Source organism: Listeria aquatica (assembly GCF_014223975.1).
GTDB classification, from domain to species: domain Bacteria; phylum Bacillota; class Bacilli; order Lactobacillales; family Listeriaceae; genus Listeria; species Listeria aquatica.
Window position 1 is genome coordinate 614203 of sequence record NZ_JAARRM010000001.1, and the last position, 15965, is coordinate 630167.

The window sequence follows — 15965 nt, forward strand, 5'->3', positions numbered from 1 at the left end:
AATTCGTATGAAGGAAGGATTTGCGGTTATTGGCTTAGGACGATTTGGCGGAAGCATTTGCCGTTCACTTGTTGAGCAGGGGATGGAAGTGCTCGCGATTGATTCTGATGAAGAACGTGTCAATGAGTATATGTCAGTTGCTACCCACGCAGTTATTGCGAATTCAACAGATGAAAATGCATTACGGCAGCTAGGAATTCGGAATTTCGAACATGTGATTGTTGCGATTGGTGAAGATATTCAGTCGAGTATTTTAACGACTTTAATTCTAAAAGAAATGGGCGTAAAGCTCGTTACAGCAAAAGCAACGAATGATAAGCATGCAAAGTTGCTCGATAAAATTGGTGCAGACCGAGTGGTCCATCCAGAACGAGATATGGGACGAAGAATTGCCCATTATATTGTCTCAAAGAACATGCTAGACTATTTGGAGTTGTCGGATGAATATAGCTTAGTTGAAATTTCGGTTTCCGATCCACGCTTTTTTGACAAAAGTTTGCAAGAACTTGATTTTCGAAATGCCTATGGCGTAAACATTGTGGGCATTAAGCGCGATCAAGAAATGATCATTACTCCTGAAGCGACAGCAATTTTGCAGGATGGAGATATTTTGATTGTTATTGGCTCTGATGATGATATTGAACGATTACAAGAAAAAATTCAATGAGTTTTATGATAAGTCGAATCAACTTAGTTGGTCGGCTTTTTTGTTTGGGTATTTTTTCGTAGGAAGCCAATTAGCTCTGATTAAGTTTGAATTCAAATGGATAATTTTTGCTTGTCACTATATAGTTTGATGAAAAATGAAAATGCTTTTGAGTATACTAGTCCATTATTTTTACTTGAAGATGGCAGATTTTTTTGGATTTTCACTTTAGAGTCTTGATTTCTGGATAACGATGGTTCTCGTGCTTTTTGTACTTTTATTTATTTTTCACTGGGAAATGGCGAGTAATGAAGAATAAATAAAAAAGCTTCATGTCAGCAGTTAAACTGACATGAAACTTTTTATACTTCCATAATAATTGGTAAAATCATTGGACGACGCTTCGTTTTTTCATATAAAAATGGTTGAAGCGTATCAGTGATTTCATTTTTTATTTCCGAACGCTGTGGATTCTTACTCTTCATCAGTTTTTCTAACTGACGTTTTAGTAAGTTTTGCGCTTCGCCAATCAAATTCCCGGATTCACGCATGTAGATAAACCCACGTGAAATGATGTCAGGACCAGCCATCACTTTTGCTTTATCCATATCGACGGAAACAACAACTGTAACGAGTCCTTCTTCTGAAAGAATACGACGATCACGCAAGACGATATTTCCAATATCACCAATGCCGCTACCATCGATATAGATGCTTGCAGCTTGGATTTTACCTGCTACATGTGCAGATTCACTTGTTAACGCAAGGACATCTCCGTTTCCACATATAAAGCTATTTTCTATTGGAACATCACATTCTTCAGCCAGTTCAGCATGAATTTTTTGCATCCGGTATTCCCCGTGGATGGGCATGAAGAATTTTGGCTTCATCAAGCGAAGCATAAGTTTTTGTTCTTGTTGACCACCATGTCCAGAAGTATGAATATTGTTGACTTTGCCGTGAATCACTTCTGCACCAGCTTGATACAGTAAATTGATCGTTCTATTCACACTAATCGTGTTTCCTGGAATAGGGGATGAGGAAAAGACAACGGTGTCACCAGGTTGAATCTGGATTTGTCTGTGCGTACCATTTGCGATTCGAGATAATGCGGCCATCGGTTCCCCTTGGCTTCCTGTACAAAGAATAGTGAGTTCGTTTGCTGGGATACGATTGATTTGATTAGCTTCAACAAATGTATTTTTAGGCGCTTTAATATAGCCAAGCTCTTGACCAATGGTAATAGCAGATTCCATGCTTCTACCAAATACCGCAATCTTACGTCCAGTTTCAATAGAGGATTCCACCACTTGTTGAAGTCGGTAGATGTTAGAAGCGAATGTAGCGAAAATAATTCGTCCAGGGACATCCCGAAAGATGTTTTTGATGCTTTCACCAACAACGCGTTCACTCATTGTGAAATTTGGAACTTCGGCATTTGTACTATCGGATAATAAGCAAAGCACTCCTTCTTTTCCGATCTCTGCCATTTTAGTTAAGTTTGCAGGTTCGCCGACTGGTGTAAAATCGAATTTAAAATCCCCAGTATGAACAATATTCCCAGAAGGAGTCTTAACGACAACTCCATAAGTATCGGGAATACTATGCGTTGTTCTAAAGAAAGATACACTCGTTTTACGGAACTTAAAGACGTCATCTTCTTCAAACTCATAGATTTTAGTTTGACGTAGTAAGCCGTGTTCTTCTAATTTATTGCGGATAAGTGCACTTGCAAGCTTTCCAGCATAAATTGGAATATTGATTTCACGAAGAAGGTAAGGAACTCCACCAATATGATCTTCGTGACCATGGGTAATAAATAAACCCTTTATTTTTTCTTTGTTTTTAACGAGATAATTATAATCTGGAATAACATAATCGATTCCGAGGAGCTCATCTTCCGGGAATTTAATTCCAGCATCAATTAAAATGATTTCATCTTGAAATTGTACGCCATACGTATTTTTACCGATTTCGCCAAGTCCACCCAAAGCGAAAACAGCTGTTTCATTGTTTTTAACAAATTTCATAGAGCTTATTTCTTCCAGAGCTTAAAGTCTGGTTGCCTTTCTTCATAAGCAAGGTGCTTTTCACTAAGCGCATCAATATGTTCGATGTGGAAAGGCTCAGTTTTTAAATTTTGGCGCACTTCAACTTCATCATTTGCTTCGATATAAAGTGAATGTGTTTTTTCGCGCACCGGTGTTTCGGTGCTTGTTTCTTGATAAAATACTTTAAAAATCATTTTATTCTCTCCTTTAATAGTAAATATTCAAAAGTTAGGAAATCTAGTCTTAATCCGAACTTTTAAGTCGATTTTTGGCGGATATATTTAGTTATACAGCATCAGAAAAACTGAAAAAGGCAAAACGAAAACAATCACAGTTCTCGAGTTTTCAAACTTGTGTCGCGTTTTTCTTTTGCAAGACTTTAATCGCAAAGCAGCTCGTCATGAATTTTCGCAAATTCTTTGAAGAGCAAACTGCATTAAAATCTTATTTTTTCCGTTTCGTTGTAGGTTTCTTACTTTATCCGAACTATATCCTTGCTTTCTAATATACCATAAAAATGTATAAATGCTACAGGAAAGTGCTTTTATTTTTGAAAAAAAGTTCTTTTTCATGATTTTACAACCATTTTGGGCTGATTTTTGATATACTGGTAGCGGATAAATTGATTGGGTAAGGAGTAGATTATGAGTAAAATTGTCTTTTTTGATGTGGATGGGACGCTTTTTGATGACAACAAGGAAATTCCAGCTTCCACAAAAACTGCTATTAAAGCACTGCAGGAAAAAGGGATCTATGTAGCGATTGCAACGGGGAGAGCTCCTTTTATGTTGGACGATGTTAGAAGGGAACTGAATATCGATTCGCTTGTTTGTTATAACGGTCAGTATGTGATTTTTGAAGGAGAAGTCTTATTGAAAAATCCACTTCCGCAAGAATCACTTGAACGCCTAATCACTGTAGCAACAGAAAACGATCATCCTATTGTCTTCTCGGCAAGTGATACAATGCGTGTTAATTTGCCGAATCATCCTGGGGTTTCTAAGGGAATGAAATCACTAAAACGGGAATATCCGAAAGTTGATGCTAACTACTATAAGGGGCGAAATATCTATCAGTGCTTGCTCTTTTGTGAAGAAGAGTTTGATGCTTTTTATAGTGAAAACTTCCCGCAGTATCGCTTTATGCGCTGGCATGATGTTTCTGTTGATGTTTGTCCAAGTGATGGCTCTAAAGCTCGCGGAATTCGTAATATGATCAAGAAATTAGGCTTTTCAATGGAAGATACTTATGCATTCGGCGATGGTCTAAATGACATGGAAATGTTGCAAGAAGTAGGTTGTGGCGTTGCAATGGGAAATGGACGACCAGAAGTCAAAGCTGTTGCTGATTATGTGACGACATCTGTATCTGATGATGGAATATTAAATGGTTTGAAGCAAGTAGGACTTCTGTAAGATTATTCTGATTGTTTGAAACGAAAGCAATTTTTATAATTTAAAAGTCCTGTATTGTGGAAAAATAACTTTTTCTTTGTGGGGTCAATTGTCATTTTTTGTATGATTTCTAGAAAAAGGTTTGTCAAATCACCCGTGGGAGTGTAAGATATTAACAGTTGCTTTTGTGCTGTAAAGCAAGTAAATAATTAAAAAAAGTTCATTAATGAAAAAGGGGTGTTTAAATGAGTGAGCAAAAAGGAAACAAACCATTTGTTCCTTATGTACCGGCATCAAAATCCCTTCCAGAAATCACAGGCTTTTCGATTGTTCTGGGGATTATTTTAGCGATTCTTTTTGGTGCGGCTAATGCTTATCTCGGATTGAAAGTTGGTTTAACGGTTTCGGCGTCAGTTCCAGCAGCCGTTATTTCAATGGGAATTCTAAGAGGTATTTTTAAGCGTGATTCAATACTTGAAAACAATATCGTACAAACGATGACGACAGCCGGAGAAGCATTAGGTGCTGGAGCTGTATTTACAATTCCTGCCTTATTCTTACTCGGTGTTGAAATCAATCAAATTATGTTGATTTTCATCGTGCTAACTGGGGGATTCTTGGGTGTGTTCATGATGGTACCGCTTCGTCGGATGCTGATTGTCAATGAACATGAAACATTGCCATATCCAGAAGGGACTGCCTGCGCGGAAGTACTTAAATCCGGTGAAACGGGTGGCTCACAAGCTAAGCTTGTCGCACTTGGTTTTGTAGCAGGAGGACTTGTTAAGGTATTAACGGATGGATTTAAATTGTTTAAAAGTGAAGTTCAGGTGGGTGTTTTTAAATTTCAAAACGCTTTCGTAGGAACACAAATTTATCCTGCACTTGTAGGCGTTGGTTTTATTATCGGTCCTAAAATTGCTGGACAAATGGTTGCCGGTGGTTTGATGGCTTCACTTGTACTTGTACCTACTATTGCCTTTTTTGGTGGAGAAAGCGCTCAAGTGATTTTCCCGGCAACAGAAGCTTTGCGTAGTTTAGACGTAGCAGCAATCTGGGATAATTACATACGCTATATCGGTGCTGGAGCTGTTGCTGCTGGTGGTTTAATTACACTTATTAAGACTTTACCAGCAATTTTCCAAACACTTCGAAGCACGGTGCAAAGTATGAGTAAGCATAAAAAACATCACTTAATGGAGCTAGAACGGACTGACCGTGATATTCCAATGAAATGGGTTTTAATTTGTACAGCTGTCATTTTGCTTATTATTGCCTTTGATCCATTTACAAATGTTGGAATTATTGGTGCACTTGCAATCGGAATTTTTGGGTTCTTATTTGTAACCGTAGCATCCCGAATTGTTGGGATTGTCGGAAGTTCATCCTCACCTGTATCCGGAATGACCATTGCAACGCTTCTTATTGTAGCGCTTGTGTATAAGGCATTTGGATATCACGGTAATGAAGGAATCTTGTTGACATTAACCGTTGCTGCCATTGTATGTTCGGCGCTTGCGGTTGCAGGAGACATTTCACAAGACCTTAAAACAGGTTATCTTGTTGGAGGTACCCCGTGGAAGCAGCAAGTTGCCATGATGATTGGTGTCTTAGCAAGTGGTCTTGTAATGGGGTATATCTTGACGCTACTTGATAACGCTTATGGAATGGGTTCAGCAGAACTTCCAGCTCCTAAAGCGATGTTAATGAAGATTCTTGCGGAAGGAATTTTAAATGGAAACTTACCGTGGGATTTAATCTTTATTGGTGTATCCATTGCCGTTGTCGTTGAATTTATGGGACTTAATTCGCTTGTATTTGCCGTTGGTCTTTACTTGCCGCTTAACATCAGCGCGACAGTTATGTTCGGTGGATTTGTCCGCATGATTGTTAACGGTGTTATTAAGCGTAAGAAAGAAAAAGAAGAAGGCAATACACGGATTGAACGTGGAACGTTATTTGCTTCTGGGTTGATTGCTGGGGAATCTCTTCTTGGCGTTGTGATTGCCTTTATCATTTCGCTTAACTTAAATATTATTCCAGCGAATGTTCTAATTGAGAACCAGTGGCTGCCATTCATTGTCTTTATCATCATCTGTGCACTGCTTTATATCGCGACAGTTCCTCGTAAGAAAACAAACTAAGAGGTGAAAAAGTGTGGCGAGAAAAAAAGTCAACTTGATTGATCAGATTCCTGTGTTGAAAGAAAAACTACAGGTTGTAGATGAGGGAAAAGCGAGCTTTCTTGTGATTGAACGAAAAAATCCAATTGAAAAAATCGCGATTCGTTTTTTTAAACAGCCAGCTTTCCGAAAAATTAATTTAGATGTTGAAGGAGCGTTTATTTTAAAACGTCTTGATGGCATTAAAAATGTGGCCGAGTTAGAAGTAGATTTTAATGAAGCTTTTGGAAATGACGATGGGATGAGCCTTGCGCGCTTGGTTCGTTTTCTTCAGATCGTAGATTCATACGGTTGGTTAAAATGGAAAAACAAACCGCAAAACTAAAAATGAGCATCTGCTAAATCTAGCAGATGCTCTTATTTTGTATTTTGATTAAAAAAGTGAGGCTCAGCCCAAGAAGGAAACATCAGCGGCTCACTAGTAAGCAAGTCGAGCAAACTTTTGACTCGGTGTTCTCGAGATGCGATCGCCTCTTCAATTTCCGTTTTGAAAAAGGGAAGATGAGCAACTAAAAAGTGTTTTTTAAGAGGTGTAGCCGCGTAAACATTAGTAGCTTGTACAAGCATGCGAAGTTCGTCATCTGTGAGGCGTGGTAAATCAACTGGAAGAATTAAATAACTTTGCCCCGTATCAAACGAGTCTTTTTGGCTGACACTATAAAGCCCCCCCAGTGGCCCATATTCCGTAACTTCACTTAAGTCAGGAACCAGCTGGATGTGCTTTTTGGAATGAAAAAGCCTTTGCATTGGCTGAATTTGAGCTTGATTGACTGAAATAAAGATCTCGCGAGTGAACTTTTCAAGCTTTTGAATAGTTTGCTCGACGAAGCAAAGCGAGCTCCCTTCGGGTTTATAAAAAGCTTTGTCACTACCAAAACGACTTGATTTTCCACCAGCAAGGACAATTGCTTTCAATGAATCAGTCTTTTTCAAGTTGACCACCCTTTAAACGAAGAATTTCATCTGTGAGCATTTGCGCTTCTGAACGATAATGCGTGACAAAAATAACTGGAATGTCAAAATCACGGGCCATTTCTCGAACGAGATCCATACAGATAAAGCGGGTTTCTTCATCAAGCCCATTAAAAGGTTCATCCAGTAGTAGTAGCCGTGGATTTACGATCATTGCTCGTGCCATAGCGACTCGTTGCTTCTCGCCACCAGAGAGTTTTTGTACAGACGAATAGAGGAGATGGGAAATTTGTAAATAATCACTTATATAACGAACTTGTCTTTCAATCGCTTCCTTGTTTTTTCGTGTTGCTTTATTTACTTTTAAACCAAAAGCAATATTTTCAAAGACATTCAAGTTAGGAAAAAGCGCCAAGTTTTGGAATAAATAACCAATCTTACGTTCAGAGGCAGGGAGACGTAGAGCAATTGAAGTATCTTCAAATAAAAACTCTCCAAACTCGATTTTCCCTTGGTCGATCGGCTTTAATCCACTGATACATTGAAATAAAGTAGATTTACCAACGCCACTTGCTCCCATAATAGCTGTAATTTGCGCATTAAACTCATAGTCCACTTTTAAATCATGAAACGGCATTTGTTTAGAGAAGGCAAGCTTTAAATTCATCCTACATCCCCCTCATGAGCTGACTTTGGCGAATGGTGAGGATATGAATGATAAAAAGGGCCGCAACGCCAATGAGTAAGTTAAATAATCCTAAATAGAAGGCGGTACGTAAATCACCTTGTTGAACCATGAAATAAATGCTTGAAGCGATGGTATCTGTTTTTCCTTCAATGTAGCCTGCTACCATAAGCGTCGCACCAAATTCACCCATCGCTCGGCAAAAACTAAGCAAAATACCAGCTAGAATCGGTTGCCAACAATTGGGCAAGATGACTTTTCGGAAAATCTGACCAGAAGTGGCAGAAAGCGTTTCAGCTGCCCAAACGAGTTCATGATCAATTGAAAGAAATGCGGCTTTCAATCCCTGATACATAATGGGTAAGATAATAATCGTTGTTGCAACAATCGCCCCAGCTAAAGAAAAAATAAAACTAAAGTGGAAAGTATCATATAAAAAAGCTCCAAACCCGTTATTTTTTCCGAAAAGACTTAAAAGAAGTAAACCAACAACAGTTGGTGGTAAAACAAGCGGTAGTAAAATGAGCGTTTCAATAGGAAGTTGCCATTTTGAATTGCGCTTTGCAAAAAAGTAACTGAGCGGTAACATCGCAAGAAAAGCAATGACCGTTGATAAAAGTGCGATAAAGATCGAATGCCAGACAGGTGTAAACATAGAAATCCTCCAAGTTAGCATAAAATAGTTTTTCTTTTATTATGGCGCCATAAAGCGAGAACTGTCAAACAAGAATTAAGAAAAAAAGAGATTTGCTGTTCATTTTTCTTGAATTACGGTATTATAGTAATGAAAAAAACGGTTAGAGATTGTGAAAAGGGGATAGGTAAATATGATAGAAAGAAGAACAACGATTCCTTTTAGCGAGGCGAGACAAATTGTTACGGATCACGTGGAGCGGTTGAAGCCTGTTTCAGCTGAGCTGTTTCTTGCAAGAGGGAGGGTTTTGGCTGAGTCCATTTATGCACCTTTTCCGTCGCCTTATTTTCGTCGTTCTGGCTATGACGGCTTCGCAATATGTGCAGAAGACGATCATGATTTCCCGATCACGCTTGACGTTGTGGCTGAAATTCCGTGCGGGGCTACTTATAACAAACGCCTGAATCCAGGCGAAGCTGTGCGAATTATGACGGGAGCAAAAGTTCCTGAAGGTGCAGACAAAATTATTATGCTGGAACAATCACAAACAACTGAAAAGAGTAATGAAATTCGCTTAATTAATACACAACCAAGCAGTAACATCACAGAAATTGGCACAGAGTTTCAAAAGGGTGATTTACTGCTCGAAAAGGGACACCAATTAAATGCGGGTTCGCTTAGTTTGCTCGCTTCTTTTGGGATAACAGAAGTGAAGGTTTGGTCAAAACCTAAAGTGGCAATTCTTTCGACAGGTTCTGAACTGGTTGCGGCAGGGGAAAAACTGCCTAATGGTAAAATTTATAATAGCAATGAGCCGCTTCTCGTTTCTCTTGCGGAAGAATACGGAGCTGAAGTGGTCTACCATGAGGCGCTTTCGGATGATTATGAGGTGACATTGACTCGTTTGCGAGAAATTGCTGGAAAAGTAGACTTGATTTTAACGACAGGTGGCGTTTCTGTTGGCGATTTTGATTTTATGGCTGAAATTGCTAAACACGAAGCCCGGTTACTTTTTAATAAAATTCAAATGCGACCGGGAAGTCCGACAACGGCCATGATATTTGAAGATACGCTACTTATTGCGCTGTCAGGAAACCCTGGCGCTTGCTTCACAGGCTTTCACTTATTTGTGGAGCCAGTTATTCGGAAGTTTTCTGGAGAGGCTTCGAGTATTGTTGAAGCAAGGGGTGTGATGGCTCGGGATTATTTGAAAAATAATGGTTATGATCGCTTTTTGCGCGGGAAAGCTAATTTTTCGGAAGGAAAGTACCAGGTAGAGCCGGTAGGAAGCGATATGTCGAGCGCACTTGGGAATCTTCCATTTGCGAATTGTCTTATAATGATTCCACGTGGTAAAGTCGGAAAAGCAAAAGGAGAAGAGGTTCGAGTATGGCTGCTATCCTCCAAGTTGTAGGGTATAAAAAGAGTGGGAAAACGACATTTATGAATCAACTCATTCAACAAGCGAAAGAGAAAGGTTTTACGGTCGCTGCTTTAAAGCATGATGCGCATGACTTTGATATGGACCACCCAGGAACGGATAGTTTTAGTTTTCGCGAAAGCGGAGCAGATCATGTGGCATTTACTTCGAACCGGCAGTTTGCACTTCTAAGCCATACAAGTCTTTCTTTAAAGCAAGCCTTAGAGCGCTTACCACAAACCGATTTGGTGGTTATCGAGGGATTTAAAGATGCCTCGTTTCCTAAGGTTGTGTTTGTGAAGAGTTTAGAGGAATATGTGGAGCTTAAGACAAGTTTAACCGAAGTACTTGCCTTTGCTTCCTTTTGCCCACTTGCTAACGAGCATATCCAGTTTATAGCAGAAGATGAAAAATGTGAACAACTGGCTGAATCACTGATAGAGGAGTTTTTAATATGAAATACGTAGCGCTTACAGAGGAAAAAATTGAGATTGAGCCGTTGTTTGCCAAGCTAATTAATCCGAAATATGGAGCGATCAATACATTTACAGGAACGATTCGCGAATGGACTGGTGAAATACATACCGAGAAAATCCGTTATACTTCTTATAAAGAAATGGCCTTAAAAGAAATGGACCGACTTGCGACTACTGTAGAGAAAGAGTACGATGCAAGCGTTGTTGTCGTGCATCGTTTAGGAGAACTAGAACTTTCGGATATTGCGGTTTTTATTGGTGTTGCTACGGCACACCGAGCGGAAAGTTATGAAGCTTCCCGCATGATTATTGAAGAGTTGAAAAAAAGAGTGCCGATTTGGAAAGAAGAGTTTGACACAGATAAAATCAGATGGGGAGGTTCAAGCAATCATGAAAATTAAGTTTTTTGCCCATCTGGCTTTAAAGGTGGGAGAAGAGAGCCAAATTAACCCAGTGGGCTGCAAAATCGTCGGAGATTTACGTGATTTAATTAGTAGTGAATTTCCTGAAATCGCGTTAGATTTGCCGAATTGTATGCTTGCTGTTAACATGGAATTTAAACAGGATGAAGATCATCTTCCAGAGACGATTGAAGAAATTGCCGTGATTCCACCTGTAAGCGGCGGATGAGGAAGTGAAAATGGGAATGGATCAACTGACACATTTTAATGCAGAAAACCGCGCCCAAATGGTTGACGTTACGGAAAAAGAAGAAACACGTCGCGTTGCGGTTGCAGAAGTGAAAGTTTGGATGCAGGAAGAAACACTTACGCGCATCAAAGCTGGACAAATTAAAAAAGGTGATGTCCTTGCTGTTGCGCAAGTAGCCGGAATTATGGCTGCCAAAAAAACAAGTGAACTGATTCCGATGTGTCATCCACTGATGACGACAAAAGCAGATTTGTCGTTTCAAGACAATGGGAAAGATACTCTCCAGATAACGGCAACAGTTGTCACAGTTGGGAAAACAGGTGTGGAGATGGAGGCACTCACAGCAGCGACTGTAGCAGGGCTTACGGTTTATGACATGTGTAAAGCAATGGACCGGGGGATGGAACTAAAAGAAGCACGTCTGCTCAAGAAATCTGGAGGAAAAAGTGGCGATTATTCGTCAAAATAGCAGGAGGTTGTAAAATGGAATTGTTAACAGACCGTTTTGGACGCGTCCATGATTATATTCGAATTTCCGTTACAGACCGTTGTAACTTGCGGTGCGTCTATTGCATGCCAGAAGAAGGACTGAAATTTTTGCCTCATGAAGAAGTGCTCCAAAAAGATGAAATCATTGATTTTATGAAAATCATGGTGCAATTTGGAATAAAAAAAGTGCGAATAACTGGTGGTGAGCCGCTACTTCGAACGGATATTGTAGAAATTATTCGGGGGATTTCTGCGATTCCAGAAATTGAAGACATAGCTGTTACGACAAACGCCATGTACTTAGCCAAAAAAGCAGAGGCGTTAAAAGAAGCTGGATTAACACGAATTAATGTTAGTCTTGACTCACTTCATGAAGATCGTTTCCGTGAAATTACTCGTGGCGGTAGGCTTCAAAAAGTGATTGATGGTCTGAAAAAAGCAGAAGAGGTTGGACTCTTCCCAATTAAACTCAATGTTGTTTTGATAAAGGGTCAAAATGACGATGAAATTTTAGATTTTCTTGATTTTACGAAGGATAAAGAAATCAATATTCGTTTTATTGAATACATGCCAATTGGCCATGCTGGAAACAGTTGGAAGGAAAAATATTTATCCCTTGAAACGATTTTTGAAAAATGCAAGGAACAAGGTCTTGAATATGAGCCAATTGATACCGTAACGGGCAATGGACCATCTGAAAATTATCGCTTAAAAGGCGCTAAAGGTTCCTTTGGTTTGATTCACCCTGTAAGCTCGCATTTTTGTGATAATTGTAATCGTTTAAGACTAACAGCGGATGGATACATCAAAGCTTGTCTTTACTGGGATGAGGAGTTAAATATCCGTCCCTTTATTCAAAATGATCCAGAAGAATTGATTCGTTTAGTGAAACAATCTATTGATAATAAACCAGAGAATCATGAAATGGCACTAAAGTTGCAAGATGAAAACACCTCACATAAACCAACTTGGCGGCGTATGAGTCAAATAGGTGGTTAATAACAAAAGAGAGAAGCTTGTTCTAGGGGGACAGGCTTCTCTCTTTATAGTAGGTGAAGTAAATAGTGGATCTCAATCCTTTGACAAGCTTATTTGAGCGGCGTAAACTTAAAATGTAAAGCGCTTTCAAAAATGGCGAAGGAGAGATAAATTCATGAAATTACAAGACAAAGTTGCAATCATTACAGGGGGAGCGGCTGGAATAGGTTTTCAAACCGCATTACTTTTTTTGAAAGAAGGGGCACGTGTTGTCTTCACAGATGTAAATCAAACAGCTGGGGAAGAAGCTTTAAGCGAACTAAAAAAGGTAAGCCAAGAAGTCCTTTTTGTTAAGCAAGATGTAAGCCAAGAAGCTGACTGGGAAACAGTTGTCAAGAAAACGAAAGAGACTTTTGGACGAATCGATATTCTATTTAATAATGCTGGCATCTACGTGATTAAGCCTATTCCAGAAATTACAATGGAAGACTGGAACCGAATGATGGGAATTAATGTCACGGGTGTCTTTTTGGGATTAAAACATGTTCTTCCAGAAATTGAAAAAACAGGTTCAGGCTCCGTGATTAATGCTTCATCTATTGCAGGCCTCAAGGGAAGCCCAGGACATCTTATGTACGGAGCTAGTAAAGGAGCCGTTCGTTTGATGACGAAAGATGCAGCAGCAGAATATGCAGCAAAGGGGATCCGGATTAATTCGATTCATCCTGGATACATCACAACACAAATGGCTAACTACGCTTCTGAAACACTCAATTTAACAAAACGCGAACTCGATAAGAGTTATCCACTTGGACGGATGGGGAAACCAGAAGAGGTAGCGAAGATGGTTCTCTTTTTGGCTTCTGATGATTCTGCCTTTTCAACGGGCGCTGAATTCATTTTGGATGGGGGCGTAACCAATATTGTTTGAGCCTAAAAAACGCTTCAGAAATTTTTCTGAAGCGTTTTTTATAGTTGTTTTCTTCGCTCGGCAATTAAATGAGGTAGCTCAGGTAAAATCAAATTTTGCATGCCTGTTTGGACAGCATTTTTTGAACCTGGCAAAGCAAAGAATAAACTATCCCGTTTGGTGAATCCAGCAAAAGCTCGGGATGCCATTGCCTTTGATCCGATTTCTTGATAGCTGATCATTCGAAACAACTCCCCAAACCCAGGAATCTCCTGCTCAATTTGTTGGAATAGGGCTTCAAAAGTTACATCCCGTTTCGAAATTCCTGTTCCCCCCGTTGAGATTAAGCAAGAAATTTGTTTTTCTTCTAATCGCTTGAGAGCTAGACGAATTTCATCAGCATCATCAGGGACAAGGACACGTTCTAAAACGGGATGTCCACTTGCTTCCAGTAATTCTTTAATCATCATTCCGCTAGCATCGGTTTCAAGTGTTCGGGTATCGCTAATTGTAAGTATCGCGCAGTCTACCTGTAAAACATTAGAATCGTGCAAAAAACAACTCCTCCTCAATTAAAAAAATGTTGGTAAGCTTTTTTAGCATCAGTCAAGTCACTCGTTCCATGGATGAGCACTCGACCATTTTTAAAAACAGAAAACGTATAAGCAAGAAACTCGAAAGTGAGGATAAATGGATTTTGACTGAATTCGATTTTCTCGGCTTGAAGTCGATTTATAATTTGTATAAATTCAGCACGCTTATGACCAGGAAGTCGAAACTGAACGGTATCTTTCCCACAAAGCGCGATTGGCTTTTCCGAAAAATTTATTTCAGGAGCGACTTTTGAACTGCAGGAAGGGCAATCCGACCTTTTGGCAACTTTTAGTGGCTGAAAGGTCATCGTCCAATTATCTAGTTGATAGAAAACGTTATATTCAAAGTGCTCATCCAAAAGTAGTCGCGTGAGCAATGAGACTTGAAATCCAGCAGTAATTGGAACAAGCGGTGCATGAACGCCAACTAATTCACAACTCGTTTCGTTCGTTTGCGGTGTTTCGCCAATTAAACAAGTTAGACAAGCAGAGTTTTGGCTTCGAACTGGAAATAAACTGGCGTATGTTCCTGCACAAGAAGTGTAGATCCATGGCAAATCATGTGTGTGGCAAAAACTATTTAAAAAGCGCCTCGTTGTAAAGTTGTCGGTACAATCGAGGACTACATCCACTTCGGAAGCATACTCAGAAAGGGTTTCAGCATTAGCATCGTCAATCACACTCTCGATTTGAACATGTTGATTGATGGCTTCAAGATGCTTTTTAGCAGCATAAGCTTTTGGAAGTTTATCGCGAACATCTTGTTCTGTAAAAAGCGTTTGCCGCTGCAAATTACTCCATTCAACGAAGTCACGGTCAATCAAAATGAGTTTTTTAAATCCCATTCGAGTGGCAAGTTCTGCCGCGTAACTTCCAAGCGCCCCAACCCCGACAATTAAAAGGGTAGTTTGCATAATTTTCTTTTGGCCATCCGTGCCGATTTGACGGACACGCATTTGGCGATCGTAGCGATCCATTTTGATCCTCCTTTACTCGAAAAAGATGCCCACTTTCGTTTTAAAAGGGGCATCCTGTGGATAAGTTAACCTAATACATCGACATCTGGTGGCAGATAGGAAGGGTTGTTCTTGTTGATGTGATCGTAAAACATGATGCCATTCAAATGATCAATTTCGTGTTGAACAACAATCGCTGGGTATTCTCGTAACCGGAGCTTAATAGGGTTTCCGTCCTCATCAAAAGCTTCAACTGTGATGCGTTCATTTCGAACGACATAACCCGGCACCTCTCGATCAACCGACAAGCAGCCTTCCCCGCCAGCAAGGCAAGCTTCCTGTACAGAATAACTTTTAATTTTAGGATTATAAAGGACATAACTATAAAGTTTTTCTTTATCATCATGAACATGAACAGCAATGATTCGTTTCGTTACAGCAAGTTGGGGAGCAGCTAAGCCAACGCCTCCACGAAGACCATACTTTTCAGCAATCTCTTCGTCTTGACTGTTTTTTAAAAAAATAAGCATGTCTCGCCCTAATTGTTTTTCTTCTTCCGTTAAAGGAAAAGTCACTTCTTTAGCTACTTCTCGAAGTGCAGGATGACCTTCCCGAACAATATCTTTCATTAAAATCATTTTTTTCGCCTCTCCTGTTTTTGTTCTCTTCCTATTGTAACAAAAGTTTTAAAAAAAAGGAATGAATTGCTTTGCGCTGGAACAGTTTCTTTTTTTTAGATTATATCCGAACGATTGGGAGGATTTAAACTTTTATATTCGTTTTCATTGTTTTGATTAAATAGAGTTAGTTTGTGATTTCACAAACTATATTATTTTCTTTTGATTTTTTTTTAAAGGGGTGTAATAACATGAGGATTTCAATATTATATAACAGGTGGATTGGGTGTGCTAGGATTTTAGTACAGAAGATGAAAAACGAATAATCTAAGTGATACAGCGATTGTAAGCGATAAAAAAAGCGGATTCA

19 protein-coding genes are annotated in these 15965 nt (G+C 39.5%); 11 read left to right on the forward strand and 8 right to left on the reverse strand.

Annotated features, from left to right (window positions below; all coding sequences use genetic code 11):
* Window positions 1-7 precede the first annotated feature (7 nt).
* Entirely contained in the window at window positions 8-667 is a 660-nt protein-coding gene (locus HB912_RS03100; protein WP_036071659.1) for a potassium channel family protein, read from the forward strand.
* Between the two features lie 341 nt (window positions 668-1008).
* On the opposite strand, the gene rnjA is transcribed toward HB912_RS03100, so the two are convergent.
* The gene (rnjA, locus tag HB912_RS03105; RefSeq protein ID WP_036071657.1) at window positions 1009-2676 is read right to left on the reverse strand and encodes a ribonuclease J1; all 1668 of its coding nucleotides are present in this window, start codon (window positions 2674-2676) and stop codon (window positions 1009-1011) included.
* A gap of 5 nt (window positions 2677-2681) precedes the next feature.
* On the reverse strand, window positions 2682-2891 hold the full coding sequence (locus tag HB912_RS03110) for a DNA-dependent RNA polymerase subunit epsilon (RefSeq protein WP_115752172.1): 210 nt from the start codon (window positions 2889-2891) through the stop codon (window positions 2682-2684).
* Between the two features lie 450 nt (window positions 2892-3341).
* On the opposite strand from HB912_RS03110, the gene HB912_RS03115 reads away from it, so the two are divergent.
* From HB912_RS03115 to HB912_RS03125, 3 genes are all read left to right on the forward strand, one after another.
* Window positions 3342-4112, forward strand: coding sequence for a Cof-type HAD-IIB family hydrolase (locus HB912_RS03115; RefSeq protein WP_185372161.1), 771 nt, complete (start codon window positions 3342-3344; stop codon window positions 4110-4112).
* 224 nt (window positions 4113-4336) lie between these two features.
* Complete coding sequence (locus tag HB912_RS03120; RefSeq protein WP_185372162.1) at window positions 4337-6235, forward strand: OPT family oligopeptide transporter; 1899 nt, start codon at window positions 4337-4339, stop codon at window positions 6233-6235.
* Between the two features lie 13 nt (window positions 6236-6248).
* Window positions 6249-6599, forward strand: coding sequence for a hypothetical protein (locus HB912_RS03125; RefSeq protein WP_185372163.1), 351 nt, complete (start codon window positions 6249-6251; stop codon window positions 6597-6599).
* Between the two features lie 32 nt (window positions 6600-6631).
* On the opposite strand, the gene HB912_RS03130 is transcribed toward HB912_RS03125, so the two are convergent.
* Genes HB912_RS03130 through HB912_RS03140 form a run of 3 tightly spaced genes read right to left on the reverse strand, consistent with a single transcriptional unit; the run spans window position 6632 to window position 8526 of the window.
* Complete coding sequence (locus tag HB912_RS03130) at window positions 6632-7216, reverse strand: molybdenum cofactor guanylyltransferase (RefSeq protein WP_342354357.1); 585 nt, start codon at window positions 7214-7216, stop codon at window positions 6632-6634.
* Window positions 7194-7853: an ATP-binding cassette domain-containing protein gene (locus HB912_RS03135; protein WP_185372165.1), complete on the reverse strand. Its 660-nt coding sequence runs from the start codon at window positions 7851-7853 to the stop codon at window positions 7194-7196. The genes HB912_RS03130 and HB912_RS03135 overlap by 23 nt, the downstream gene beginning before the upstream one ends.
* Window position 7854: 1 nt before the next feature.
* Window positions 7855-8526 (reverse strand): molybdate ABC transporter permease subunit, encoded by a 672-nt coding sequence (locus tag HB912_RS03140; protein ID WP_036071642.1) that lies wholly within the window; start codon window positions 8524-8526, stop codon window positions 7855-7857.
* 172 nt (window positions 8527-8698) lie between these two features.
* On the opposite strand from HB912_RS03140, the gene HB912_RS03145 reads away from it, so the two are divergent.
* From HB912_RS03145 to HB912_RS03175, 7 genes are all read left to right on the forward strand, one after another.
* Window positions 8699-9919, forward strand: a complete 1221-nt coding sequence (locus tag HB912_RS03145) for a molybdopterin molybdotransferase MoeA (RefSeq protein ID WP_185372166.1) — start codon at window positions 8699-8701, stop codon at window positions 9917-9919.
* Window positions 9895-10383 carry a molybdopterin-guanine dinucleotide biosynthesis protein B gene (mobB, locus tag HB912_RS03150; protein WP_185372167.1) on the forward strand — a complete coding sequence of 163 codons (489 nt, stop codon included), beginning with the start codon at window positions 9895-9897 and terminating at the stop codon, window positions 10381-10383. The genes HB912_RS03145 and mobB overlap by 25 nt, the downstream gene beginning before the upstream one ends.
* On the forward strand, window positions 10380-10802 hold the full coding sequence (locus HB912_RS03155; RefSeq protein ID WP_185372168.1) for a molybdenum cofactor biosynthesis protein MoaE: 423 nt from the start codon (window positions 10380-10382) through the stop codon (window positions 10800-10802). Before mobB ends, HB912_RS03155 begins: the two co-directional genes overlap by 4 nt.
* Window positions 10792-11031, forward strand: coding sequence for a MoaD/ThiS family protein (locus HB912_RS03160; protein WP_185372169.1), 240 nt, complete (start codon window positions 10792-10794; stop codon window positions 11029-11031). Before HB912_RS03155 ends, HB912_RS03160 begins: the two co-directional genes overlap by 11 nt.
* A gap of 10 nt (window positions 11032-11041) precedes the next feature.
* On the forward strand, window positions 11042-11521 hold the full coding sequence (gene moaC / locus HB912_RS03165) for a cyclic pyranopterin monophosphate synthase MoaC (RefSeq protein ID WP_241463079.1): 480 nt from the start codon (window positions 11042-11044) through the stop codon (window positions 11519-11521).
* A 14-nt stretch (window positions 11522-11535) separates the two neighbouring features.
* The gene (gene moaA, locus HB912_RS03170; RefSeq protein ID WP_185372170.1) at window positions 11536-12540 is read left to right on the forward strand and encodes a GTP 3',8-cyclase MoaA; all 1005 of its coding nucleotides are present in this window, start codon (window positions 11536-11538) and stop codon (window positions 12538-12540) included.
* A 154-nt stretch (window positions 12541-12694) separates the two neighbouring features.
* On the forward strand, window positions 12695-13450 hold the full coding sequence (locus tag HB912_RS03175; RefSeq protein WP_185372171.1) for an SDR family NAD(P)-dependent oxidoreductase: 756 nt from the start codon (window positions 12695-12697) through the stop codon (window positions 13448-13450).
* 38 nt (window positions 13451-13488) lie between these two features.
* Here HB912_RS03175 and HB912_RS03180 read toward each other — a convergent pair whose 3' ends face one another.
* The 3 genes from HB912_RS03180 to def all read right to left on the reverse strand — a co-directional run bounded on the left by HB912_RS03180 (window position 13489) and on the right by def (window position 15616).
* Window positions 13489-13983, reverse strand: coding sequence for a MogA/MoaB family molybdenum cofactor biosynthesis protein (locus tag HB912_RS03180; RefSeq protein ID WP_185372172.1), 495 nt, complete (start codon window positions 13981-13983; stop codon window positions 13489-13491).
* Between the two features lie 14 nt (window positions 13984-13997).
* The gene (locus HB912_RS03185) at window positions 13998-14999 is read right to left on the reverse strand and encodes a ThiF family adenylyltransferase (protein ID WP_185372173.1); all 1002 of its coding nucleotides are present in this window, start codon (window positions 14997-14999) and stop codon (window positions 13998-14000) included.
* A gap of 65 nt (window positions 15000-15064) precedes the next feature.
* Window positions 15065-15616: a peptide deformylase gene (def, locus tag HB912_RS03190; protein ID WP_185372174.1), complete on the reverse strand. Its 552-nt coding sequence runs from the start codon at window positions 15614-15616 to the stop codon at window positions 15065-15067.
* Window positions 15617-15965 lie beyond the last annotated feature (349 nt).